Annotated in this window: 23 protein-coding genes; 13 read left to right on the top strand and 10 right to left on the bottom strand. The window is 66.2% G+C overall.

Annotated elements, in window-relative coordinates:
* Positions 1–8 precede the first annotated feature (8 nt).
* Together BS38_RS25700 and BS38_RS0119125 are read left to right on the top strand one after the other, a co-directional pair.
* On the top strand, positions 9–602 hold the full coding sequence (locus BS38_RS25700; RefSeq protein WP_051629028.1) for a hypothetical protein: 594 nt from the start codon (positions 9–11) through the stop codon (positions 600–602).
* A gap of 50 nt (positions 603–652) precedes the next feature.
* On the top strand, positions 653–1,696 hold the full coding sequence (locus BS38_RS0119125) for a thioesterase domain-containing protein (RefSeq protein ID WP_028272260.1): 1,044 nt from the start codon (positions 653–655) through the stop codon (positions 1,694–1,696).
* A 50-nt stretch (positions 1,697–1,746) separates the two neighbouring features.
* Here BS38_RS0119125 and BS38_RS0119120 read toward each other — a convergent pair whose 3' ends face one another.
* Entirely contained in the window at positions 1,747–2,577 is an 831-nt protein-coding gene (locus tag BS38_RS0119120; protein ID WP_028272259.1) for an HAD-IIA family hydrolase, read from the bottom strand.
* Between the two features lie 139 nt (positions 2,578–2,716).
* On the opposite strand from BS38_RS0119120, the gene BS38_RS0119115 reads away from it, so the two are divergent.
* From BS38_RS0119115 to BS38_RS0119105, 3 genes are all read left to right on the top strand, one after another.
* The gene (locus tag BS38_RS0119115; protein WP_028272258.1) at positions 2,717–3,400 is read left to right on the top strand and encodes a TrmH family RNA methyltransferase; all 684 of its coding nucleotides are present in this window, start codon (positions 2,717–2,719) and stop codon (positions 3,398–3,400) included.
* Between the two features lie 165 nt (positions 3,401–3,565).
* On the top strand, positions 3,566–4,585 hold the full coding sequence (gene fbaA, locus BS38_RS0119110; protein WP_028272257.1) for a class II fructose-bisphosphate aldolase: 1,020 nt from the start codon (positions 3,566–3,568) through the stop codon (positions 4,583–4,585).
* Positions 4,586–4,587: 2 nt separating this feature from the next.
* A complete protein-coding gene (locus BS38_RS0119105; protein WP_028272256.1) occupies positions 4,588–5,016 on the top strand; it encodes a DUF3151 domain-containing protein in 429 nt (142 codons plus the stop codon).
* A gap of 64 nt (positions 5,017–5,080) precedes the next feature.
* Here BS38_RS0119105 and BS38_RS0119100 read toward each other — a convergent pair whose 3' ends face one another.
* Positions 5,081–5,713 (bottom strand): uracil-DNA glycosylase, encoded by a 633-nt coding sequence (locus BS38_RS0119100; RefSeq protein ID WP_028272255.1) that lies wholly within the window; start codon positions 5,711–5,713, stop codon positions 5,081–5,083.
* Positions 5,714–6,148: 435 nt separating this feature from the next.
* On the opposite strand from BS38_RS0119100, the gene BS38_RS0119095 reads away from it, so the two are divergent.
* Positions 6,149–7,438 (top strand): adenylosuccinate synthase, encoded by a 1,290-nt coding sequence (locus tag BS38_RS0119095; RefSeq protein WP_028272254.1) that lies wholly within the window; start codon positions 6,149–6,151, stop codon positions 7,436–7,438.
* A gap of 104 nt (positions 7,439–7,542) precedes the next feature.
* On the opposite strand, the gene BS38_RS0119090 is transcribed toward BS38_RS0119095, so the two are convergent.
* Entirely contained in the window at positions 7,543–7,734 is a 192-nt protein-coding gene (locus BS38_RS0119090; protein ID WP_028272253.1) for a hypothetical protein, read from the bottom strand.
* Positions 7,735–8,030: 296 nt separating this feature from the next.
* On the opposite strand from BS38_RS0119090, the gene BS38_RS0119085 reads away from it, so the two are divergent.
* Positions 8,031–8,480, top strand: coding sequence for an Hpt domain-containing protein (locus tag BS38_RS0119085; RefSeq protein WP_197024993.1), 450 nt, complete (start codon positions 8,031–8,033; stop codon positions 8,478–8,480).
* 61 nt (positions 8,481–8,541) lie between these two features.
* Here BS38_RS0119085 and BS38_RS0119080 read toward each other — a convergent pair whose 3' ends face one another.
* From BS38_RS0119080 to BS38_RS0119070, 3 genes are read right to left on the bottom strand one after another with little or no spacing between them, the layout of a single operon-like run.
* Positions 8,542–10,773: an ABC transporter permease gene (locus BS38_RS0119080; protein ID WP_051629027.1), complete on the bottom strand. Its 2,232-nt coding sequence runs from the start codon at positions 10,771–10,773 to the stop codon at positions 8,542–8,544.
* On the bottom strand, positions 10,770–11,483 hold the full coding sequence (locus BS38_RS0119075; protein WP_028272250.1) for an ABC transporter ATP-binding protein: 714 nt from the start codon (positions 11,481–11,483) through the stop codon (positions 10,770–10,772). The genes BS38_RS0119080 and BS38_RS0119075 overlap by 4 nt, the downstream gene beginning before the upstream one ends.
* Positions 11,480–12,007 (bottom strand): PadR family transcriptional regulator, encoded by a 528-nt coding sequence (locus BS38_RS0119070; RefSeq protein ID WP_028272249.1) that lies wholly within the window; start codon positions 12,005–12,007, stop codon positions 11,480–11,482. The genes BS38_RS0119075 and BS38_RS0119070 overlap by 4 nt, the downstream gene beginning before the upstream one ends.
* A 465-nt stretch (positions 12,008–12,472) precedes the next feature.
* Between BS38_RS0119070 and BS38_RS0119065 the strand changes: the two genes are divergently transcribed.
* Complete coding sequence (locus BS38_RS0119065) at positions 12,473–13,027, top strand: RNA polymerase sigma factor (RefSeq protein ID WP_028272248.1); 555 nt, start codon at positions 12,473–12,475, stop codon at positions 13,025–13,027.
* Positions 13,024–13,863, top strand: coding sequence for a hypothetical protein (locus BS38_RS25695; RefSeq protein WP_043439284.1), 840 nt, complete (start codon positions 13,024–13,026; stop codon positions 13,861–13,863). Before BS38_RS0119065 ends, BS38_RS25695 begins: the two co-directional genes overlap by 4 nt.
* Before the next feature lie 22 nt (positions 13,864–13,885).
* On the opposite strand, the gene BS38_RS0119055 is transcribed toward BS38_RS25695, so the two are convergent.
* The 4 genes from BS38_RS0119055 to acs are packed head-to-tail and all read right to left on the bottom strand — an operon-like array spanning position 13,886 to position 19,056.
* Positions 13,886–14,380, bottom strand: coding sequence for a CoA-binding protein (locus BS38_RS0119055; RefSeq protein ID WP_028272247.1), 495 nt, complete (start codon positions 14,378–14,380; stop codon positions 13,886–13,888).
* Positions 14,377–15,708: an O-acetylhomoserine aminocarboxypropyltransferase/cysteine synthase family protein gene (locus BS38_RS0119050; protein ID WP_028272246.1), complete on the bottom strand. Its 1,332-nt coding sequence runs from the start codon at positions 15,706–15,708 to the stop codon at positions 14,377–14,379. The genes BS38_RS0119055 and BS38_RS0119050 overlap by 4 nt, the downstream gene beginning before the upstream one ends.
* On the bottom strand, positions 15,708–16,913 hold the full coding sequence (gene sfnG, locus BS38_RS25690) for a dimethylsulfone monooxygenase SfnG (RefSeq protein ID WP_043439281.1): 1,206 nt from the start codon (positions 16,911–16,913) through the stop codon (positions 15,708–15,710). The genes BS38_RS0119050 and sfnG overlap by 1 nt, the downstream gene beginning before the upstream one ends.
* Before the next feature lie 10 nt (positions 16,914–16,923).
* On the bottom strand, positions 16,924–19,056 hold the full coding sequence (gene acs / locus BS38_RS0119040) for an acetate--CoA ligase (protein WP_028272245.1): 2,133 nt from the start codon (positions 19,054–19,056) through the stop codon (positions 16,924–16,926).
* 305 nt (positions 19,057–19,361) lie between these two features.
* On the opposite strand from acs, the gene BS38_RS0119035 reads away from it, so the two are divergent.
* The 4 genes from BS38_RS0119035 to BS38_RS0119020 are packed head-to-tail and all read left to right on the top strand — an operon-like array spanning position 19,362 to position 21,497.
* Positions 19,362–19,787 (top strand): CoA-binding protein, encoded by a 426-nt coding sequence (locus BS38_RS0119035; RefSeq protein WP_028272244.1) that lies wholly within the window; start codon positions 19,362–19,364, stop codon positions 19,785–19,787.
* A gap of 41 nt (positions 19,788–19,828) precedes the next feature.
* Positions 19,829–20,239: an MmcQ/YjbR family DNA-binding protein gene (locus BS38_RS0119030; RefSeq protein ID WP_028272243.1), complete on the top strand. Its 411-nt coding sequence runs from the start codon at positions 19,829–19,831 to the stop codon at positions 20,237–20,239.
* The gene (locus BS38_RS0119025; protein ID WP_081818976.1) at positions 20,236–20,832 is read left to right on the top strand and encodes a DUF1990 family protein; all 597 of its coding nucleotides are present in this window, start codon (positions 20,236–20,238) and stop codon (positions 20,830–20,832) included. Before BS38_RS0119030 ends, BS38_RS0119025 begins: the two co-directional genes overlap by 4 nt.
* Positions 20,833–20,846: 14 nt before the next feature.
* Complete coding sequence (locus tag BS38_RS0119020; RefSeq protein WP_028272241.1) at positions 20,847–21,497, top strand: hypothetical protein; 651 nt, start codon at positions 20,847–20,849, stop codon at positions 21,495–21,497.
* Positions 21,498–21,501 lie beyond the last annotated feature (4 nt).

Below are 21,501 nucleotides of genomic sequence, written 5' to 3'. Positions count from 1 at the left end.
GAGTACCTATGGACCGCAAACTTCACGCCCTCGTTAAGCTGGACGTCGCCGCCGACGTTGTTCGGATCGATGTCCGGGGCAGCCTCAACCAGGAATCCCGACCCGCCTTGGTGCACGTCATCCGCCGTATCCGCCGGATGGGTGTCACTGCCCACATCCGGGTGGATCTCTCCCAGGCCGCGTTCGTGGAATCGCCCGCTTTGGTGGGGCTCCGCAACGACCTCAACGCGGTCGACGGCGGCACCTCCGACGGCGGTCCTGCAGCGGGTTCCGGCGTTTCACTCGAATTCATGCCCAGGCTGGACAGCATCGGCCCTGATGCCGGACCCGGTGTGAAGACTGTTGAAATCACCGGTGAATTCGCCGCCTCCATCGACCCCTCCGGTTGCGGACCGTTGGCCCAGTACTCCGACGACGAACTCCTGGCTGCCAGCGACTCGGTCTTCGGGTTGCTGGACGATCCCGCTGCCATTGCCGGAACTGAGCTGCTGGCGCAGTATGACGCGATCGGGGTGGAAATTTCGCGGCGGGAGAATGCAGAAGCCGGCCGGAACGCCGCAACGGAGGCCCTGCGGGCGCTTCCGGCCGAGCCCGCGAACTAGCCGGTTTCGCTCGTTTCATATCCGGCTTCCGCTGTGGCTACGGTAGAGGTGTGCCGCAAGTCCAGGAGCCACCACAGCCTGAGGGCGGCCCCGGATCAGCCGAGGGCCGCCTCCTCAAGCATGCAGCAGAACTCAGGCGGTTTTCCCGGCGCAACTTCCTGGCGGGGGCGGGTGCGGCAGCGCTGCTGGCCACCGACATGTTTTTCACCCGGTATGTCCAGGCCGAGCGCCGCACCAACAGGATCCTGACGGTGGGCGATGATTTCGCGGAGAGCTACTACCCGAACGCCAGCTGGATCCTGTTTCCCGGCTACAAGACCAGCTGGGAGGAAGCGCAGTGGATCCTCAATTCCCTGCGCGGTGCACTGCGCCAGCGCGGCCAGCTGGCCGCCGTCGGCTATTCCAACCAGGGGCTGGACATTGACCAGATCGTGATTGCGGTGATTGAGCATGTCCGGGCCAAGCAGCTGACCCGCCTGTATTTCTACGGCCACAGTTTCGGCGGCATGGTGGCAACGCAGGTTGCTGCCCGGCTTCGCGAACTGCACGGCGTGGAGGTGGAATTCATCCTGCTGGACTCCAGCCCGTACAGCAAGTACGACGTCCTGGACCAGAGCTGGTTCGAAGGCGTGGTGGTGCTCTACGAGGGCGGATTCCGGGTTCCCACGGTGCTGCGCGGCGGGTACGAGCTGGGCGAGCGCATCGTGCACAAAGATGAACGGTCCTGGCGCCAGGTGGTGGACCAGAGCCTGGAGCAGCTTTCGCCGATCGCGCCGTCCAGTGTGCTGATCCAGTCCGAATCCGCCTACATCTACCACTTCGACGCCACCCGGTTCGCGGACAAGCTGGGCGGGACGCGGATGGCCTTCATCGGCAATCCCCGGGACGGCACCGTGAATTACCAGACAGCCCGCGAATCGTGGTCGCGGACGTTTGCGGCCAACATGGTGTCCAATGACCGCCGAACCGACGACGCCCTTCCGGCGCATGCCAGCCCCCAGTGGAACCCGTTTGTCTACCGGCCCATCCTGGAGGAGCTGCAGGATGAGATCTTCCCGCTGCCTACCGGCGGCCCCAAGATGACCGCCTTCTGACCTGCTGCCCGGATCCTGACCTGCCCCCGAAGCCTGCGCCCGGAGCCGGGCTAGATCTGGCTCTTGAGGTCAGCCACCGAGTTCAGGATCTGGTTGGGCCGGAACGGGTAGGCGGCAATGTCGTCCTTGTGCGTGATTCCGCTGAGGACCAGCACGGTGTGCAGCCCTGCCTCCATCCCGGCGATGATGTCGGTGTCCATCCGGTCGCCGATCATGGCGGTGGTCTCGGAGTGGGCGTCGATCTGGTTCATGGCCGAGCGGAACATCATGGGGTTCGGCTTGCCCACAATGTAGGGTTCGCGGCCGGTGGCCTTGGTGATCAGTGCTGCGATGGCGCCGGTGGCGGGCATGGGGCCGTCCTTGGACGGGCCGGTGGCATCCGGGTTGGTGGCGATGAAGCGGGCGCCGGCAAGGATCAGCCGGATGGCCATGGTGATGGCCTCGAAGGAGTAGGTGCGGGTTTCGCCGAGCACCACGAAGTCGGGGTTCTGGTCGGTGAGGATGAAGCCGGCCTCGTGCAGCGCCGTCGTGAGTCCTGCTTCGCCGATGGTGTACGCGCGGTTCCCGGAATCCGAGCCGCGCACCTGGTCCTTCAGGAACTGGGCGGTGGCCAGTGCCGAAGTCCAGATATTCTCCTCCGGGATCTCCAGGCCGGAGGACTTCAGCCGTGCGGCCAGGTCGCGGGGCGTGAAGATGGAGTTGTTGGTGAGCACCAGGAAGCGCTTGGACGTGTCCACCCAGCGCTGGATCAGTTCCGCGGCGCCGGGGATGGGCTGGTTTTCGTGGACCAGCACGCCGTCCATGTCCGTCAGCCAGCATTCGATCTCCTGGCCGCTCCGGTAGAGCGCTGCCGATGAACGTACTTCGTCTGACTTTGCCATGCTGATCCTCCAACGGTGATGGGCCGGTTCCGGCTCCCAGTCTGTCATTTTTGGCGCGCCGGAACATCCGGAACCGAAGAATGACGGACCGGGCCGGCCGCTGGAAGCTGGACGGCTACGCCGCGGCTAAAGTTGAAGCGTGACTGACCCCCAGACCCCAGCAGCGCCCGCCTCCCCGCCTGGTTCCCCCTCCGGCGAGGAACCGGAGCCCAAGGCGGAGGTCGGCGTCGGGCCCTGGGAAGGCGAGCTTCCCGAAGGGGAACACTGGGACCCGGACCTCCTGGCCGACGGCGACCGCCGCAACGTGGTGGACAAGTACCGCTACTGGAAGCACGAGGCGATCGTGGCGGACCTGGATTCGAAGCGCCACGACTTCCACATCGCGATCGAAAACTGGCAGCACGACCTCAACATCGGCACCGTGGTGCGCACCGCCAACGCGTTCCTCGCCAAGGAAGTGCACATCATCGGACGACGCCGGTGGAACCGTCGCGGGGCCATGGTCACCGACCGCTACCAGCACGTCCGCCACCACCCCACCGTGGAGGACTTCGTGGCGTGGGCGCAGGGGGAGGGGCTGGCGATTATCGGGATCGACATCTTCCCCGATTCCGTGCCGCTGGAAACCTACGACCTCCCGAAGAACTGCGTCCTGGTGTTCGGCCAGGAAGGTCCGGGCCTGACACCGGAGGTCCACGAGGCGGCCCTGGACACCCTGTCGATCGAGCAGTTCGGCTCCACCCGGTCCATCAACGCGGCGTCCGCGGCCGCCATCGCCATGCACGCCTGGATCCGCAGGCACGTGTTCAGCCAGTCCGTCTAGTCCCTTCGAAGTGCCACCTCGGTGCAGCGGGCCAGTGCAAAGTGTTACCCGGCCAGTGACCCGAAACACTGCCGCTTCGCAGAAATGGCTAGGATGGGTGCTAGCCGACGAGGTTCACTCCAGGGTCAACACAACCCGTAGACGAAATTCACTTTAGGAGTCAGCATGCCCATTGCAACCCCAGAGATCTACTCCGAGATGATCGACCGCGCCAAGGCGGGCGGCTTCGCATTTCCGGCCGTGAACGTCACGTCCTCGCAGACGCTGAACGCGGCCCTGCGCGGCTTCGCCGAGGCTGAGTCCGACGGCATCGTCCAGGTTTCCACCGGCGGTGCAGCCTACTGGTCCGGCGCCTCCACCAAGGACATGGTTGCCGGCTCCCTGGGCTTCGCCGCGTTCGCCCGCGAAGTCGCCAAGAACTACGGCGTGAACATCGCGCTGCACACCGACCACTGCCCCAAGGACAAGCTGGACGGCTTTGTCCTGCCGCTGCTGGCAGCCTCCGAGGCCGAGGTCAAGGCCGGACGCAACCCGATCTTCAACTCGCACATGTGGGACGGCTCCGCCGAGACCCTGCAGGAAAACCTCCGCATCGCCCGTGAACTGCTCGAGCGCACCGCTGCTGCCAAGATGATCCTCGAGGTCGAGATCGGCACGGTCGGCGGCGAGGAAGACGGCGTCGAGAACGAGATCAACGAAAAGCTCTACACCACGGTGGAAGACGCCCTGGCCACCATCGAAGCCCTCGGTGCCGGCGAGAACGGCCGCTACATCACGGCCCTGACCTTCGGCAACGTACACGGCGTGTACAAGCCGGGCGGCGTGAAGCTGCGTCCGGAAATCCTCAAGGACATCCAGGCCCAGGTCGGCGCGAAGATCGGCAAGGACAGCCCGTTCGACCTGGTGTTCCACGGCGGTTCCGGTTCCTCGGACCAGGAAATCGCGGACGCCGTTTCCTACGGCACCATCAAGATGAACATCGACACCGACACCCAGTACGCCTACACGCGCCCCGTGGCGGACCACATGTTCAAGAACTACGACGGCGTGCTGAAGGTTGACGGCGAAGTCGGCAACAAGAAGACCTACGACCCGCGCGTCTGGGGTGCCTCCGCTGAAGCCGGACTCGCCGCCCGCGTGGTGGAAGCCACCAAGCAGCTCGGCTCGGCCGGAAAGACGTTCTAATCATGTCCGACGAATTCCGCAGGAACCTGATGGGCCCGGAGCCCACGCTCCTGCCCGCGGAGTCTGAGATCTACCAGCACCTGGCCCTCGGCCAGGAGGCACTGGATCTTGTGGCGAAGCACCCCACGTCCTCGCTCCTCTGGGCCATCCTGGCCGAGGAAGCCTGGAACGAGGGCCGGGTCGTCGACTCCTACGCCTACGCCCGCGTGGGCTACCACCGGGGCCTGGATTCGCTGCGGCGCAACGGCTGGCGCGGAGTGGGACCCATCCCGTGGGAGCACGAGCCCAACCGCGGCTTCCTGCGCGCCCTGTACTCCTTGGGCCGTGCAGCGTCCGCCATCGGCGAGGCGGAGGAACCGGAGCGCATTGAGAAGTTCCTCAATGACTCCGATCCCACTGCCAAGGCAGCCATCGGCGAAAACCTCAACTGAACAGACGACGGCGGCTCCCCCCCCTTCCTGGTGGGGAGCCGCCGTCGTTGTTGGTCCAGGGGTGCTAGTTCGCCTTGGTGAGGCCGGTGCGGGCCATGGCGTCAGCGTACGCAACGTGCATTTCGTCGAGGTACTGCTGCTGGCGGGCCTCAGTGCCGGCAAAGGCGCGGCCGCTGAGTGAACGGACCTTGTAGGTCTTCAGGCCGCGGCGCCAGAGCAGCGGCACTTCGGTCTTCAAGAGCAGCTGGGCCAGGCGGTTGGCCTCGGTGCCGTGCGCCACGATGACGGAGGCGCGGGGCACCAGCGCGAGGAACTTCAGCAGCGGCTTGAGGCCGGCCGAAATCTGGTCAGGCGTGAACTTGCCGTTGGGCTCGCCGGGGATGTGCCACGGGTGCACGTTCCAGGGCATGACGAATTCGGGGCGAAGGCCCAGCTTCCACTGCACGCCGAGCATGCGGGTGGCGGCTTCGCTGTCGCCGGCGGTGATGAAACCGGATTCATCGGCGGTGCCGATGTTGGAGTACAGGCTGATGATGCGGCACTCGTCGACGTCGTGCATCGGGTCCACGTACGGGACCACGGTGTCCGGCTTGAGGCTCTGGAAGGTGTCGCACAGCTCGTTGACAACTGCGACGTTGGGTTCGTAACGGCGGCTCAGAAGCTGCTCGCGGAAAGATTCAGTAGCCAGGGCTGTCATGTATTGCTGTGTCTCCTGCGGGATCGGTGACGCTGCCAGACCGGATTAAGGCATGCCAAGTACCGGGCACGCCATATACGGTGTGGTTTGAAAATGTGTGAGTGGACCGATTCCTGATCGATCCTTACCAGTCTATCAAGCCCAGCGAAATGCCGGGCGGCGGCAGCGCTCGGGCACTTTGCCGCCCCCGATGCAGGCTCAAATCCCGGCCCCGGCGGGAAGCCGCTCCGCCAACAGGCGAAAGCGGTGCTTGTCACTCATATCGGCTAAACTTGGGTGGTAAGAGCCCCGGAACTCTTGCGTTGCGCGTGACGGTCAGCAGGCCGGAAAGGCGCGGCAGTGGAATTCGGGGCATTCTCATGAACGGCGCTGTCCCCTGGCGGTCACCTCGGTGAACCGGCTGCGGTGCGGCCCGAACGAATGGGGGAGGATCCCATGCCAGCAATCGTGATCGTCGGAGCCCAGTGGGGCGACGAAGGCAAAGGTAAAGCCACTGACCTGCTTGGCGGCCGCGTCGACTACGTGGTCAAGCCGAACGGCGGCAACAACGCCGGGCACACCGTCGTCGTAGGCGGTGAGAAGTATGAGCTCAAGCTCCTTCCTGCCGGCATCCTGAGCCCGAACGCGGTTCCGATCATCGGTAACGGCTGCGTGGTGAACCTCGAAGCCCTGTTCCAGGAAATTGACGGCCTGGAGGCCCGCGGCGCCGACACCTCCAAGCTCCGCGTCTCCGCCAACGCCCACCTCGTGGCCCCGTACCACCAGGTGCTGGACAAGGTCACCGAGCGGTTCCTGGGCAGCCGGGCCATCGGCACCACCGGCCGCGGCATCGGCCCGGCGTACATGGACAAGGTGGCCCGCCTGGGCATCCGCGTCCAGGACGTTTTTGACGAGTCCATCCTGCGCCAGAAGGTGGAAGGATCGCTCCGCCAGAAGAACGAACTCCTGGTCAAGGTCTACAACCGCCGCGACATCGAGGTCGAGGAGATCGTCAGCTACTTCCTCTCCTTCGCCGAACGCCTGCGCCCGCTGGTCATCGACAGCACCTTCGTCCTGAACAAGGCACTGGACGAGGGCAAGGTTGTGCTCATGGAGGGCGGCCAGGCCACGTTCCTGGATGTGGACCACGGCACCTACCCGTTCGTGACCTCCTCAAACCCGACCGCCGGCGGCGCGTCGGTGGGCTCGGGCATCGGCCCCACCCGGATCTCGCGCTCCATCGGCATCATCAAGGCGTACACCACGCGTGTGGGCGCCGGGCCGTTCCCCACGGAACTGTTCGACGAGATGGGCATGTACCTGCAGAAGACCGGCGGCGAGTTCGGCGTCAACACCGGCCGCCCCCGCCGCTGCGGCTGGTACGACGCCGTGCTGGCCCGCCACGCCTCGCGCGTCAACGGCTTCACCGACTACTTCGTCACCAAGCTGGATGTGCTGACAGGCATCGAACAGATCCCGGTCTGCGTGGCCTACGACGTGGACGGCGTGCGGCACGACGAAATGCCCATGACCCAGACCGAGTTCCACCACGCCAAGCCCATCTTCGAGTACTTCGAGGGCTGGACCGAGGACATCACCGGTGCGCGCACCCTGGAGGACCTGCCGGAGAACGCCAAGAACTACGTGCTGGCACTCGAGAAGCTGTCCGGCACGCGATTCTCGGCCATCGGCGTCGGCCCGGACCGCGACCAGACCATCGTGGTCAACGACTTGATCAACGACTAACGGCTCTGAACTGACGGGCACGTATGACGTTCGACGGCGGCGGGTCACCTTGAAGGTGGCCCGCCGCCGTCGTTAACCCGTCTGCCGGCAACCGTGGGTGCCGGCTAGGCGTCCGACTGCTTGTTGCGGATCTGAAGCAGGTGCTGCTGCAGTTTTGCTTCGGCATCCCGCCGCCGGCTGGCCTGCTCGCGCATGGCCCGCGTCGCGGCGGAACCCAGTGGATTTATCAAACCGGTCACATGTTTGGGGGTCGCTGCCGGACCGGCGGCAGGGACGGCCATCACTTCCTCGCTCATGCCGGTATCCTGACACCCGCGCCCGCCCCACGAAACCCCCGGCACGGGAGCGTTACAGGATCGGAACCTGCCCCCGGTCCGGACGAGCCGCGGCTACCCATGCCGCCTGCTGCGGGGTGATGCGTAGTGGTGCTCATGATGCAGGTGGTGGCGGGTGTGTTTCGGGTAGCGGCCACTCGTGACCGTCCCCGCCCTTCCTCCCTATCTTGGACTCACCGGCGCTGCGCTGGAAGTGGACTTCCACAGGCAAGTCGCCGGACCGCTAACGGGAGGGGATGGACGTTATGGGTCTCAGCGTGAAGTCAGGAAAGAACAAGACCGCTCCGGAACCACGGCAATCTGACCGGGCCGCAACGCTGGAGCAGGGGCCGCGGCGGTACCGAGCCCGCATCAACAGGGCCCCGGTCCTGGACCCCATGCGCGTGCAGGAGCTTGCCGGGGACATCCATTCCCAAAGCCGGCTCCTTGAATTCCTTAACCTTTTCCTGGTCCTGCTGCCCTCCAGGGTGAACAATGTGGCAGGTGCCTTGGCCAGCGGAGACCCTCAGGCTGCGAGCGCGGCCGCCCAGAGCCTTGCATCGTCCGCCGCGATGGCCGGAGCAGCCCGGCTGGAACTCGTTGCCCTGCTCGTCGACAGCGATCTCCGCATCGGCCGGATGGACCGGGCCCGCGAGACCGGCCGGCGCCTCGGACCGGACGCCGCCGAGCTGGCATCAGCCCTGTCCCGGCTGCTGACAGGCCGCTGACAGGCCCTCAGGCAGCAATCCGGAGCTGCCCGGAATGCTGGTGCTGCCCGCGCTGCGGACCCTATTCAAAGCGTGTGGCCGTCACCGCTGTGTTGCCGCGGATGAGGCTGAATGTCGCGATGACCGCTCCGAGGGCCAGGACCAGGCTGAGGCCCAAGGCCAGGAAATACTCGGGCGCAGGCCACGTCACCCGGTACGTGTCGTCAATGAAGGCCACCATGAGCCAGGCCACGAGGAACCCCAGGCCGACCGAGAGAAGCACCACGGTCAGGAGCGGGACGGCCGCCTCACGCGTGATGATCCGGCGCAGGACCGAGACGGGCATCCCCATCAGCCGCATCAGGCCGAGAACTCTCTTCCGGTCCAGGATGGCGGAGGCGGTGGCGACGGCCAGGGACAGTCCGGCTATGGCGATTGCGACAAACATGCCGAGGTAGGCGAGCACCGCCAGGCCCTGGATCAGGCGCGTGGAGGACTGCAGTTGGAGGTCCAGCCGGGCAGTGGCCGGGATGGCCGTGACGCCTGACCCGTTCAATGCCGTGCGGCCGCGGTCCATGGCTTCGGGGGTCCCGTCGGTGCCGAGCACAATCACCACCGGCACCATTCCGTCCAGGGTGGCGGCCGGCGCCGGGGTCAGCGCCAGTGGCTGCGTCGTCCAGTACTGGAGGAACGAGGAATCGACGGCGACGGTTTCTGTTGCCGGGATGTCCTCGAACCCGAGGCCGGGAGCGTCCGCGGCGCGAAGGTAGATTTCCGGGCCGGCATCCCGTTCGGAGAGGGCTGCCGGGCCGTAGCCGATGGTGGCGTTCCGGATTCCCGGCAGTTCCCTGGCTGCGCGGACGGCGTCCGCGACCTGGCCAGGAGTGTGTCCGGCGGCCACGGTCGCGTGGAGGCTGGTGGGCTGGAGGAGGCCCGGCCGGACAGGAGGCGCCTGCGTTGATTCGACGATGCTGGATCCTCCGGCGAACACGGACACGACGAACACGGCGATCACCAGCCCGGATACGGAACGGAAAGTCGCCACCGGAGTCTTTTGGATCCGGCTGGCGGCAATGACTCCCGCCGCGCTCTGTGCCCGGCGCAGCCCCAGCCGGCTCACCAGCCGGGTAAGCCACGGGCCGATGACCACGATGCCGACGAGGACCAGCACGAAGCCGCCGACAAGGAGCAGGGACTCCAACCACGGCAGCCGGACCGCCATGACCCGGATCATCAGTACAGCCGTGATCATGGCGGCCAGGCCGGCCAGCAAGGGAACGCTCCGCCACATGGTGGGGGTCTTTTCGTGCACAGCCCTCGTGACGCCCAAGGGGCCGATGCCTGCATGGGCAGTGCGGTGCGCGGCGACGAACGCCGAGGCGGTGACCACCACGGCGACGACGGCTGCGGTCACCGCCCAGCCGGGGGTCAGGTCCGCGGCGAACATCCTGCTGCCGTTGACCGGTATCTGTGCGGCAGCCGGCCGCAGGACGGCGGCCAGCACGACGCCGAGGACCGCCCCGATCAGGCTGGGGACAGCGGTTTCGACGGCGGCGATCCCGGAGATTGCCTGCGGGGAAGCGCCAATGAGTCGCAGGGTCGCGAAGCGTTCCCGGCGCTGGGCAGCACCCAGGCCGGTGACAATGCTGATCAGGAGCAGAATGGGGAAGAACACCGCGATGGCCCCGATGGATAGCACGGTGTTGTAAGCGGCCGCGCTGCCACCGTAGGGGTTGGTCGTGAAGTCTGACACCAGGAAGGCCCTGCCGTTCTGGCGGAGGTGGGCTTCCGCTGCTCCCGTGACGATGACCAGGGAATCAGGTCCCGGCAAGGCAGCATCGTCGATCGTGCCGGCGAACGTCCCGAAACGGTCGCCGAGCTCGTCCCGGGGAGTTGACTCGATCAGACGCTGCAGCGCCGGGGATGCAAAGTAGCTCCCCGGTTCCGGAGGGCTGCCGATGCCGGGGATCTTGACGGTGGTCGCCTCGAGGGCCGCGACGTCGCGGCGGTTGATCAGCCGGTCGCGGAAGACCTCCACCGGGTTCGCCTCCATGAGCACCGTGTCCGCGGTCAGCGGCACCGGCGTCGCGGGCGCCGAAGCGGCCGGATCGTCTGTCAGGGGAGCGGCCACGGAAGGCAGGCCGGTTTCGCGCAGCCAGGCGCCGCGGTCATCACGTGCGCTCAGCCCGTTGGCGCCGCCCCACAGCAACAACAGCAGGCAGACTCCGACGGCGACCCCTCCGGCGATTCCGGCGACCCTGCCGTAGGCGGACCGGCTGCCGACGACTGCCAGTTTGAGCAATCCGGGATTCACGCCGTCACCCGGTATCCCGCACCGGTACCGCCGTCGCGCACGATGACCTCCCGGTCAGCGTAGGCGGCGGTACGGGCATCGTGGGTGATCATCACAACGGTGGTGCCCGCTTCGCGGACAAGCTCGAGCATAAGAGTCAGCACGTTTTCGGAAGCGAGGGAATCCAGCGAACCCGTGGGCTCATCGGCGAACAACACGGCAGGGGATGTCACCAGGGCGCGGGCAACGGCGACGCGCTGGGCCTGGCCTCCGGACAGTTCGCCGGGCAGCCTGGCGGCCATCCCGTCCAGGCCGAGGCGCTCCAGCAGTTCCGTGGACCGGCGCAGCGCCTCCGGCCGCCGGGTCCCGGCCAGCAGGAGCGGGAGGCTGACGTTGTCCGCCGCCGTGAGCTCCGGCAGCAGCTGGCCGAACTGAAACACGAACCCGAAATCGGTCAGCCGCAGCCGGGTCCGTTTCGGCTCCCCGAGGGCGCTGGTCTCCATCGGTGACCGACCGGCGGGGCGGTAGGTCACCGAACCGCCGTCGGGGACCAGGACACCGGCCAGGCAGTGCAGCAGTGTGGATTTGCCGGACCCTGAGGGGCCCATGACGGCGAGCACTTCGCCGCGCTGGACGTCGAGGTCGATTCCGCGCAGGGCCCTGGTCTGCCCGAAGGAGTGGTGGAGGCCGCGGGCACTGAGAATAGGTGACGGGGTGCCAGTCGTGCTCATGTGCTCTGGAGCTCCTTCTTGAGTTGGGCCAGGCGGGCGCCCGTAAGGTCGATCCAGCGCAGATCGGCTTCGATGTGGAACAGGCCGTGGTCGCACATCAGGACCTGAAGCAGGTCCGCGTCCTTTTTCAGGCGGGTCAGCTCACGCATGCGGGCCATGTGTTCGCTGCGCTGCACATCGAGCAGCCGGTCGGCGTCGTCGTCGAGCAGTAAGGCGATCACGGTCTTGGCAAACAGGTTGCTTTGGAGGGACTCCGAGGGAACGTCGGGCGTGAACAGCCACTCGTGCACCTTGACCTGGCCGGCGGCAGTGATTTCGTACTTCTTCCGGTCCGGTCCGGCGCCAGTCTCCCCGCCCAGGGCGTTGATCAGTTCGTCGCGAACCATGCGGGCGAGGGTGGAATACACCTGCCCAAAGGCCAGGGCCTTCCCGGTTCCGAAGTAGCGGTCGTAGGAATGCTTGAGGTCGTAGCCGTAGCTGGGCTGGCGGCTGAGGAGGCCCAGCAGCGTGAGGGAGTTGTTCACACGTCCATCTATACACTGAGTGCATACCTGAATGCCAGCATCCGATGAGGCGGTTCCGGCCGTGTCGCAGGCAGGCTGTTCCGCCCCTGGTCCGGCGCCGGAACGGGGCCCGGACGGGGGCTGAAAACTTTTTTGAAAGTTTTTTGGATTCCGCGTAACCCTGGACCGTGCCGTGACGATTACCACTATGAAAGCGCCGGGTTCGAAGTTGTCCCCCATCAGGTTCGAACCTGGCGCTTGACTGCAAAAAGAGAGCCGGGCCGGAACTGTCCCCCATCATGTTTCCGGCCTGGCTCTTTTTTGTCCGGGGCCGGTTCAGCAGGGCGCCTGCCCAGGAGTGCGCGGTCTTTGTGGGCTTTCCCCTTCTTTACCCGGGGTAAAGTTGTTGAGCGGGTTCAACCCACAGCCGCCACATGATGGCCATACAATGATGTAGCCATCTCCCTTGAACGAAAGCCCACGTCCGTGACCGAAGCACTGACCGACGATGCCTTGCGGGCCCTCAAGGGCCGAGATGGCGAGTTGTTCAACCTGGTCTACCGGAGCTATGCGTCGCAGGTACTGGGATACCTGACCGCACGTGGCGTCGAGGATCCGGAGGCCACCATGCAGGATGTCTTCCTGGCTGTCCTGCCCCGGATAGACACCATTAGCGGCGGCGCCAGCGGGCTGAGGACCTTCCTGTTCTCGGTGGCCCATGCCCGGATGGTCGATGATCACCGAAGGCAAAGCCGGACACCGCCGAAACAACCGTTCGAACCGGAATTTGACCGGCGGGAAGCCACCTCGGCTGAAGCCGCGGCAATGCTGCTGGTAGCGCCGGGAGAAGTGCTTGAGCTGCTTGAGGTCCTGGGGGAGGACCAAAAAGAGGTGCTGACCCTGCGGATCATTGCTGATCTTACGGTGGAGCAAGTGGCCGAAATCATGGGGAAGAGTGCCGGAGCCGTCAAACAGCTTCAGCGACGTGCTTTGGACAGACTCCGTGAACATTCGGCCGTAAAGGACTATGTAGCGCCATGACAACCAGGGATGACTTTTCTGGTGGGACCGTTGACCGGCTTCTCCTCGACGCCGGCCACACGGACGTGCCCGAACTCAGGGCCGCCCTCCTGTCCATAGCTTCGCTGGCACAGATGCCGGTTCCCGCTCCCGGGGCCGAACTTGCTGCCATGCTGGCCGGTCCGCGGGATGAACTGACCCGGAAGCGTTGGCTGCGCCAGCACCGCCCCACGGTCGTGGGCCTTGCCGTTCTTGCCGGCATGGGTCTCGGAGTGACCGGTGTGGCCGCCACCAGCCAGGTATCGGAAGACGGCTCCGGCCTCTGGTCCGTCCAGCAGCTGACGACGGACTGGGCCCCGGACTGGACGCTTCCCCTCGCCCCGGCCGCTACTGGCCAGGACGGACCGGCGGGGTGGGTTTCTCCGCTCTTCCTGCAGCTTGACCACGAGGGTCCTTCAGCCGTAGACGGGCCGGCCGAACCGCCGGCACCCCCGGCGGCCCAGGAGCACGCCAAAGGACAATCGGCAGCAACGCCGCCCGATACCCGCGAGCTTCCGCCTGTGAAGGGTTCGGATTGGGCTCCCGGCGCGGCTTCCGGCCATGGCAAAGCAGGGCAGCCGGATGCCGACAGCCAACGCGCAGGCAAGAGTGATGCTTCAGCGGACGAACAGTCCGGTCAGGGCTCCCTGCAGGAGGGTGGCATGCTCTCGGAACAAGCCGCTCCGGCTCCGGAGGAAGGCAGTGAGGTTCGCGGCGAGTCCGGCCGGAAGAAGGAAAAGTCCAGCACGGGCCTGCTCGACTCCGCGCTGGACTCTTCCCTGGATCCGATCAGCCGCTGGCTCGGCAAGCTGCGGTAGACGCCAGGCGGCGAGGGCCGCTTTAGGCCAGTACCTGCCGCTTCGAGGAAATAACGCCTGTGTCGAAGCCTGCCAGGTGGAGCCCGCCGTGGAAGCGTGCGTGCTCGATCTTGACGCACCGGTCCATCACGACGTCGAGCCCGGCGGCTTCGGCTTCCTTGGCCACGTCCTCGTGCCACGAGCCCAGCTGCAGCCAGAGTGTCTTGGCGCCCGCGGCGACGGCCTCGTCCAGGACGCCCGGGAGGTCGTCGTGCTTGCGGAACACATCCACGATGTCCGGGCTCTCGGGAAGGTCGGCCAGGGAGGCGTAGGTAGGCTGGCCAAGGATCTCCTTAACAACGGGGTTCACGAAGTACACCTTGTACCGCGTGGAGGACTGCAGGTACGTGGCCACGAAGTAGCTGGCCCGCGACGGCTTGTCAGAGGCGCCCACAATGGCAATGGACTTTGCCTGCCGGAGCAGGTTCAGCCGTTCCGGGGCGGTAGGGCCTTCCCAGGTCCTGGATTCTGCGCTCATGCGATTGCTCCGATCGTGCAGGTTTCGACAGGCTCAACCACCGAGGAGGACGCCGCCTCCAGCGCCTGGTCCAGGTCCCACAGGATGTCGTCGATGTCTTCCAGGCCCACGGAGATGCGGACCAGGTCTTCGGGGACGCCGGCGGATTCGAGCTGGGCGGGGCTCAGCTGCTGGTGGGTGGTGGAGCCGGGGTGGATCACCAGGGTGCGGGAGTCGCCCACGTTGGCCAGGTGCGAGGCCAGCTGCAGGGATTCGATGAACTTCTGCCCGGCGGCGCGGCCGCCCTTCACGCCGAAGGAGAACACGGACCCCGGGCCCAGCGGCAGATACTTCCTGGCGCGCTCAAAGTGCGGGTGCGAGGGCAGTCCGGAGAAGTTCACGTAGGCCACCCGCTCGTCGGCCTCAAGCCATTCGGCCACGGCCTGGGCGTTCTTCAGGTGCTCGTCCAGGCGCTGGGGGAGGGTTTCCACGCCCTGCAGCAGCTGGAAGGCGGACTGCGGTGACAGGGCCGGACCGATGTCGCGCAGCTGCTCGCAGCGGAGCCTGGTCAGGAAGCCGTACTCGCCGAAGTTCCCCCACCAGGAGACGTTGCCGTAGGAGGCCACGGGCTCGGTCATGGTGGGGAACTTGCCGTTGCCCCAGTTGAAGCGGCCGCTTTCGACGATCACGCCGCCCAGCGTGGTGCCGTGTCCGCCCAGGAATTTGGTGGCGGAGTGGATCACGATGTCCGCCCCGTGTTCGATCGGCCGCACGAGGTACGGCGTGCTCAAGGTGGCGTCGACCACTAGGGGGATGCCGGCGTCGTGCGCCACCTTTGCCAGCCCGTCAAGGTCCTGGACTTCCGACGACGGGTTGGCCACCACCTCGACGAAGATCGCCTTGGTGTTCTCCCGGACCGCGGCGGCGTAGTCCGCCGGATCCGTGCCGGGGACGAATGTGGTGTCCACACCGAAACGGCGGAGGGTCACATCGAGCTGGGTGACGGTGCCGCCGTACAGCTGGGAGGCCGCCACGATGTGGTCGCCGGCCTGGGTCAGTGCAGCGAACGTGATGAATTCCGCGGCCATGCCCGACGACGTCGCAACAGCGCCGATGCCGCCCTCCAGGGAAGCGATGCGCTCTTCGAACGCGGCCACCGTGGGGTTGCCGATGCGGGAGTAGATGTTGCCGTACTTCTGCAGCGCGAAGAGGTTGGCGGCGTCCTGGGTGTCCTTGAACACGAACGAGGTGGTCTGGTAGATCGGCACTGCCCGGGCGCCGTGCTCTGCATCGGGGGTGCCGCCGGCGTGCAGCGCGCGGGTGCGGAAACCGAACTTGCGGTCAGCCATTACGCGGCCACCCCCACGGAAGCAACGGGGGTCTGGGAAAGGTCCAGTTCGGTGCCGTGCTTACGGGCAAGGTCCGCCTCGAGTTCGCGGACGATCGGCAGGATGTCCTGGCCGAAAGCGGCCACTTCCTCCTGGAAGTGCAGGTAGCCGGTGAGGAACAGGTTCACGCCGATCTTCTTGTACTCCACGATCCGTTCGGCGATCTGCTCGGGGGTGCCGATCAGCTGGGTCTTGAAGCCGTCGTTGTACTGGACCAGGTCCTCGAAGCTTGAGTCGGCCCACATGCCCTTGCCGTCCTTGGTGGACGCGCCGGCTTCCTGGACGGCGTCGCGGAAGCCCTGGACTGCGGGCTTGTGCGCCTTTTCCACGATTTCGCGGAGGGTGTCGCGGGCTTCCTTCTCGGAGTCGCGGGCGATGACGAAGCCGTTGAGGCCAAACCGCGGAGAGGGCAAAGCGGCTGGCAGACCGCCCTCGGTGCCGCGCCGGGTCTCGCCCGAAGCCGCGACCACGCCCGCAATGTTCTCCTTGAAGCCCTCCAGGTCCTTGCCGTTGGAGAAGTACCAGTCGGCCACGCGGCCGGCCGTGGCCTGGGCCGCCGTGGAGTTGCCGCCGAAGAAGATCTCCGGGTGGGCCCGGCCCGGAACGTCCACCGGCGCCGGGTTCAGGGTGAAGTCGGTGATGTTGTAGTACTTGCCGGACTGGCTGTATTCCTGCTCGGTCCAGAGGCCGCGGAGCACCTTGATGAATTCCTCGGTGCGGACGTAGCGTTCGTCGTGTTCGAGCCATTCGAGGCCGAAGTTGGTGAACTCGTTCTTGAGCCAGCCGGAGACGATGTTGACGGCGGCGCGGCCGTTGGAGATGTGGTCCGCGGTGATGATGTATTTGGCGAGCACACCGGGGTGCCACATGCCGGGGTGGACGGCCGAGATGACCTTGAGCCGCTCTGTGGCCGCCAGCAGCGCCAGGCTGAAGGACGTGGCTTCGTGCTGCTTGTCCGCACCGTAGGAGGCGGCATACCGGGTCTGCGTCAGGGCGTACTCGAAACCGGAGTTCTCGGCGATCCGTGCAAGCTTCTTGTTGTAGTCGAAGTCCCAGCCGGTGCGCTGTTCGATCGTGGAGACCACCAGGCCGCCGGAGACGTTCGGCACCCAGTAGGCGAACTTGAGCGGCTCGGAAAGACGGGCAACGTTGCTGATGTCGTTCATGATTTGTCCTTTACTTCTGTCCGTTGAGGGGAGATGCCGGGACGGTGGCGGCGTAGCCGGCCAGGGCATCCTGGATGCCGGCGATTGCCGGCTCGTTCTGGAGTGATGTGGTGTCGCCGAGGGCGGTTCCCTCGAAAAGCTGGGTGAGCAGCCGGCGCATGATCTTGCCGCTGCGGGTCTTGGGCACGTCAGGAACCACGACGACGTCGCGCGGCTTGGCGATGGGCCCGATCTCTTTCGCGACGTGGTTGCGGAGGTCGTTGGCCACCTCTGTCGGAACCCCGCCCTTCAGCACCACGAACGCGACGATCGCGTGGCCGGTCTTGGGGTCTGCCACCGGGCAGACGCCCGCTTCCACGACGGCCGGGTGGGAGACGAGCGCGGACTCGATTTCGATCGTGGACAGCAGGTGGCCGGAGACGTTGAGGGTGTCATCCACCCGCCCCAGGATCCAGATGTCGCCGTCGTCGTCGTATTTGGCACCGTCTCCGGCGAGGAACCAGCCCTGCGCGGCGTACTTGCGCCAGTACGAATCGAAGTAGCGCTGCGGGTTGCCCCACACGGTGCGGGCAATGGCCGGGCCGGGGGAATCCACCACAATGAAGCCCTGGACGCCCGGCGGCACGGTGTTGCCGGCGTCGTCCACGATCCGGGTGCTGACGCCGGGCAGCGGACGGGCGGCGCAGCCGGGTTTGAACTCGGCGTCGGTCGGGGCGGGGGAGAGGATGGTGGCGCCGGTCTCGGACTGCCACCAGGTGTCCACCACGGGGGCGGTGCCGGCGCCGACGTTCCGGCGGAGCCAGCGCCAGGCCTCGGGATTCACGGCTTCGCCCACGGTGCCCAGCATCCGGATGGAGGACAGGTCGTAGCTGTCCGGCACGCCGTCCGGGAACCAGCCCATGAGCGAGCGGACCAGGGTGGGCGCGGTGTAGTACTGGGTCACGCCGTAGCGCTCGATGATCTCGAAGTGCCGGCCCGGGTGCGGAGTGTTCGGGGTGCCTTCGAAGATCACCTGGGTGACGCCGTTGGAGAGCGGGCCGTAGATCTCGTAGGTGTGGGCCGTGACCCAGGCGAGGTCGGCGGTGCACCAGTGCACGTCCCGGTCCCGGAGCGCCGGGTCCGGGTTGCTGAACAGGTGCTCGAAACTCCAGGACGCCTGCGTCAGGTAGCCGCCGGAGGTGTGCACCAGGCCCTTGGGCTTACCGGTGGTCCCGGAGGTGTACATGATGAAGAGGGGCGTCTCGGCGTCGAACGCTTCGGGTTCGTGGTTGTCGGAGGCCTGCCCGACGGCGTCGTGCCACCACACGTCGCGGCCGGCGGTCATGGGGACGGTTGCGAGCTGGTCGGCAGGGGTGGTGCGGTTGACCACCAGGACGTGCTCGATTGCGTTGTCCCCGGTCACAGCGGCGTCCGCGTTGTCCTTGACCGGTACGGCCACGCCGCGGCGGAACTGGCCGTCCGTGGTGACCAGGAGCTTGGCCCGGGTATCCTCGACGCGGAATTTCAGCGCCTCGGCGGAGAAGCCGCCGAACACCAGGGAATGGATGGCGCCGATGCGTGCCACGGCGAGGGTGATGATGACAGTTTCGGGGATGACCGGAAGGTAGATGACCACGCGGTCGCCCTGGGTGATGCCCAGTGCCACGAGCGCGTTGGCAGCCTTCGCCACTTCGCGCTGCAGTTCGGCGTAGGTGATGGCCCTGCGGTCGCCGGGCTCGCCCTCGAAGTGCAGCGCCACCTTGTCGCCGCGGCCTGCCGCAACATGGCGGTCCACGCAGTTGTAGGAGACGTTGAGCTTGCCGCCTTCAAACCAGGTGATGTCCGGGCCGGTGCCGGCATCCAGGTCTGCCGGTACGCGCCGGTGGGCTGTGTGCCAGGGCTCAGCCCAGTCGAGGCGGAGGGCCTGTTCTTCCCAGAATTCAACCTGGGTGGTACTGCGGTGACGCGCCGGTCCGTCAATGGGGACGCCGTGCACTGCGCCGTCCGTGGGCTCGGTCAGGGACCATCCCGAAGAGCCGCGAGAGGAGCCGGGCGCGTCACGCAGCCCTGCTTCGTTCGCCGTCGCGTCCGAAGTGGATTGTGGGGTTGCCTCGGACGGAATCCGGGCAAGGGTGGGCAGGGCGGAAGAAATCTCTGGGGTCATTGCAGCACTCCATCGGTCCTGGCAGTAGCACCCGTAGTTCCCTTGGTTCCCTCGATCTTCATCGAAGGAGAATGGAACAGTTCCGTGGGAATGGTCGTCTCACGTCACCGGGGGTTGCTGCGGCTTCATCGATCCAGGTCTCTCGGCCGCTCGGGATGGTCATTACCTACTAGAGCCGAGATGCACGATTTCACAAAATCCGGGGCTTTCGGGCTGTAATATTCTTTCATCGCCCGGGCATGCCGGTTCCATTCATTCATATATTCGGGGATTGGCCGGAATCGCCGCAGGAGTAAGGTTGATGCATGGCCCACGTTAACGATCCGGCAGTCATTGAGCGACTCATGCGAACCAAAGGCACCTGGGCGGTGGTGGGCCTCACCACCAACGAATGGCGCTCGGCGTATGACGTTTCCCTCTACATCCGTGACCGGATGGGCATGGAAATCATCCCGGTCAACCTTCCCGGCGACGACGTCCACGGCGAGAAGGGGTACCGATCGCTGGCGGACATCCCCGCGGAAAAGCATCCGATCGACGTCGTGGACTGCTTTGTGAACTCGCACAGGGTGGGGGCCGTCATCGACCAGGCCATTGCCGTGGGTGCCAAGGCGGTGTGGCTGCAGCTCGGCGTCTTCGACGACGCCGCCGTGGAGCGGGCCAAGGCAGCCGGGCTGGACGTGGTGGTCAACGAGTGCCCCGCCCGCGAAGGCTGGCGCGTGGGCATCTGATGCCCTGTCTGATCCACCAGGAGTCCGGATAGGCTCGTGCCATGGACGTTGCCACCCTCCGCGCGATCTGCCTAGGCTTTCCCGGCACTTTTGAAGACTTCCCGTTCGGGCCTGAAACCTCAGTCTTCAAGGTGAGGGCGGCGGTGCCGGGCGGGGCGCGGCACGAGGCCAAGATGTTCGCGGCGTCCGCCATGGACCCGGCGGACTGGTCCGTGAGCCTTAAATGCGAGCCTGCGCTGGCCGAACAGCTGCGGGCGATCCACCCTGAGATCACCGGTGCCTGGCACATGAACAAAACCCACTGGAACGGGGTCAGGCTGGACGGATCACTGCCGGACGACATGATCCGGGACATGGTGGAGGACTCCTACGACCTGGTGGTGGCCACGCTGAGCAGGAAGCAGCGCGAGCAGCTTGGATGGGCAGGGCTCGCCCGGGGTGACAGCGCATGAGGCGTGGCCGCGGGGAGGCCCGAACCGGCAGCCTCCGCCTGGGTCGCGGCGCCCGCCGTTTTGCCCGGGGAGGCCTGGATTACCCCGGCATCGGGTCCACCGAACATGGCCGGCCGCCGGACGGCATGCCCTGCGTGGTCACACAGGCCTACCTCGGCGAAGGGCCGGCGCTTTACCGGAGGGTGGCCCAGGGCATCCTGGCCTGGCAGCTGCAGAAACGGTCCGGGCTGCGCGTCCGCACTGACTCCGACATCGTGAGGCCCGGCGCGCGCGTGGTGAGCGGATTCGGCGTCGGCCCTTTCCGGATCAACGCTCCCTGCGAGGTGGTGTGGGTCCGGCGCCCGGTGCCCGGCGGCGGTCCGCAAAGCGCCGGTTTCGGCTACGGAACGCTGCCCGGCCACCCGGTGCAAGGCGAGGAAGCATTTGAAGTGGAGCTGGACGGTCAGGGCCGGGTGTTCCTGAAGATCACAGCGTTCAGCCGGCCGTCGAACTGGTTTTTCGCTGCCGGCAGCGCCGTCACGGCCCGTGCACAAAGGCATGTCACTTCCCGATACATTGGGAGTGCACACGAACTGGCCGCAGGTGAAAGCTGAGCAGGAGCAGGTGGATGCTGGAACAGAAAACCCTTGACCAACTGTGGAATTTTGAAGACCCCGCCGGATCGGAAGTCCGCTTCCGGACGGCCGCTGCAGACGAACAGTACGACGCCGACGAACAGGCGGAACTCGCCACCCAGGTGGGGCGGGCCATCGGCCTGCAGGGCCGCTACGAGGAAGCCGATGCGCTCCTGGATGCGATCGACGCCGACGAGCCCACCGTGGCCGTGCGGGTGCTGCTGGAGCGCGGCCGGCTGCTGAACTCCAGCGGCCATGCCGCAATGGCCGTTCCGCTGTTTGAACAGGCCGCAGAACTCGCGGACCATCTCAGCGAGGAATTCCTGGCCGTTGACGCGCTGCACATGCTGGCTATCGCCGACCCTGCGCATGCCGAGTCCTGGACCCGCAGCGCCCTCGAGTACGCCTCCACGGTTCACGAACCGCGGACCAAGCGCTGGATGGTCTCGCTGCACAACAACCTCGGCTGGACGCTGCACCAGGCCGGGCGCTTTACCGAAGCGTTGGTGGAGTTCCAGCTGGCCGAGCAATGGGCGGAACGCATCGGCACTCCCCAGCAGCAGAAATGGGCCCGTGAGGCGATCGAGGAGTGCGAGCACTCCCTTGCCGGCGGCCTGACAGCAGAAACACAACGAAAGGCATAACCCC

Source organism: Arthrobacter sp. UNC362MFTsu5.1 (genome assembly GCF_000685965.1).
Classification (GTDB): Bacteria; Actinomycetota; Actinomycetes; order Actinomycetales; family Micrococcaceae; genus Arthrobacter.
Note: the sequence above shows the minus strand (reverse complement) of the source record. Positions and strands in the feature narration are given on the sequence as shown.

What these genes read in the sequence shown, in the direction of transcription:
- BS38_RS25700 (WP_051629028.1), top strand. Translation starts at nt 9, where the DNA reads ATGGACCGCAAACTTCACGCCCTCGTTAAGCTGGACGTCGCCGCCGAC.
- BS38_RS0119120 (WP_028272259.1), bottom strand. Translation starts at nt 2,577, where the DNA reads ATGGCAAAGTCAGACGAAGTACGTTCATCGGCAGCGCTCTACCGGAGC.
- fbaA (WP_028272257.1), top strand. Translation starts at nt 3,566, where the DNA reads ATGCCCATTGCAACCCCAGAGATCTACTCCGAGATGATCGACCGCGCC.
- BS38_RS0119105 (WP_028272256.1), top strand. Translation starts at nt 4,588, where the DNA reads ATGTCCGACGAATTCCGCAGGAACCTGATGGGCCCGGAGCCCACGCTC.
- BS38_RS0119100 (WP_028272255.1), bottom strand. Translation starts at nt 5,713, where the DNA reads ATGACAGCCCTGGCTACTGAATCTTTCCGCGAGCAGCTTCTGAGCCGC.
- BS38_RS0119095 (WP_028272254.1), top strand. Translation starts at nt 6,149, where the DNA reads ATGCCAGCAATCGTGATCGTCGGAGCCCAGTGGGGCGACGAAGGCAAA.
- BS38_RS0119090 (WP_028272253.1), bottom strand. Translation starts at nt 7,734, where the DNA reads ATGAGCGAGGAAGTGATGGCCGTCCCTGCCGCCGGTCCGGCAGCGACC.
- BS38_RS0119075 (WP_028272250.1), bottom strand. Translation starts at nt 11,483, where the DNA reads ATGAGCACGACTGGCACCCCGTCACCTATTCTCAGTGCCCGCGGCCTC.
- BS38_RS25695 (WP_043439284.1), top strand. Translation starts at nt 13,024, where the DNA reads ATGACAACCAGGGATGACTTTTCTGGTGGGACCGTTGACCGGCTTCTC.
- BS38_RS0119055 (WP_028272247.1), bottom strand. Translation starts at nt 14,380, where the DNA reads ATGAGCGCAGAATCCAGGACCTGGGAAGGCCCTACCGCCCCGGAACGG.
- BS38_RS0119050 (WP_028272246.1), bottom strand. Translation starts at nt 15,708, where the DNA reads ATGGCTGACCGCAAGTTCGGTTTCCGCACCCGCGCGCTGCACGCCGGC.
- sfnG (WP_043439281.1), bottom strand. Translation starts at nt 16,913, where the DNA reads ATGAACGACATCAGCAACGTTGCCCGTCTTTCCGAGCCGCTCAAGTTC.
- acs (WP_028272245.1), bottom strand. Translation starts at nt 19,056, where the DNA reads ATGACCCCAGAGATTTCTTCCGCCCTGCCCACCCTTGCCCGGATTCCG.
- BS38_RS0119035 (WP_028272244.1), top strand. Translation starts at nt 19,362, where the DNA reads ATGGCCCACGTTAACGATCCGGCAGTCATTGAGCGACTCATGCGAACC.
- BS38_RS0119030 (WP_028272243.1), top strand. Translation starts at nt 19,829, where the DNA reads ATGGACGTTGCCACCCTCCGCGCGATCTGCCTAGGCTTTCCCGGCACT.
- BS38_RS0119025 (WP_081818976.1), top strand. Translation starts at nt 20,236, where the DNA reads ATGAGGCGTGGCCGCGGGGAGGCCCGAACCGGCAGCCTCCGCCTGGGT.
- BS38_RS0119020 (WP_028272241.1), top strand. Translation starts at nt 20,847, where the DNA reads ATGCTGGAACAGAAAACCCTTGACCAACTGTGGAATTTTGAAGACCCC.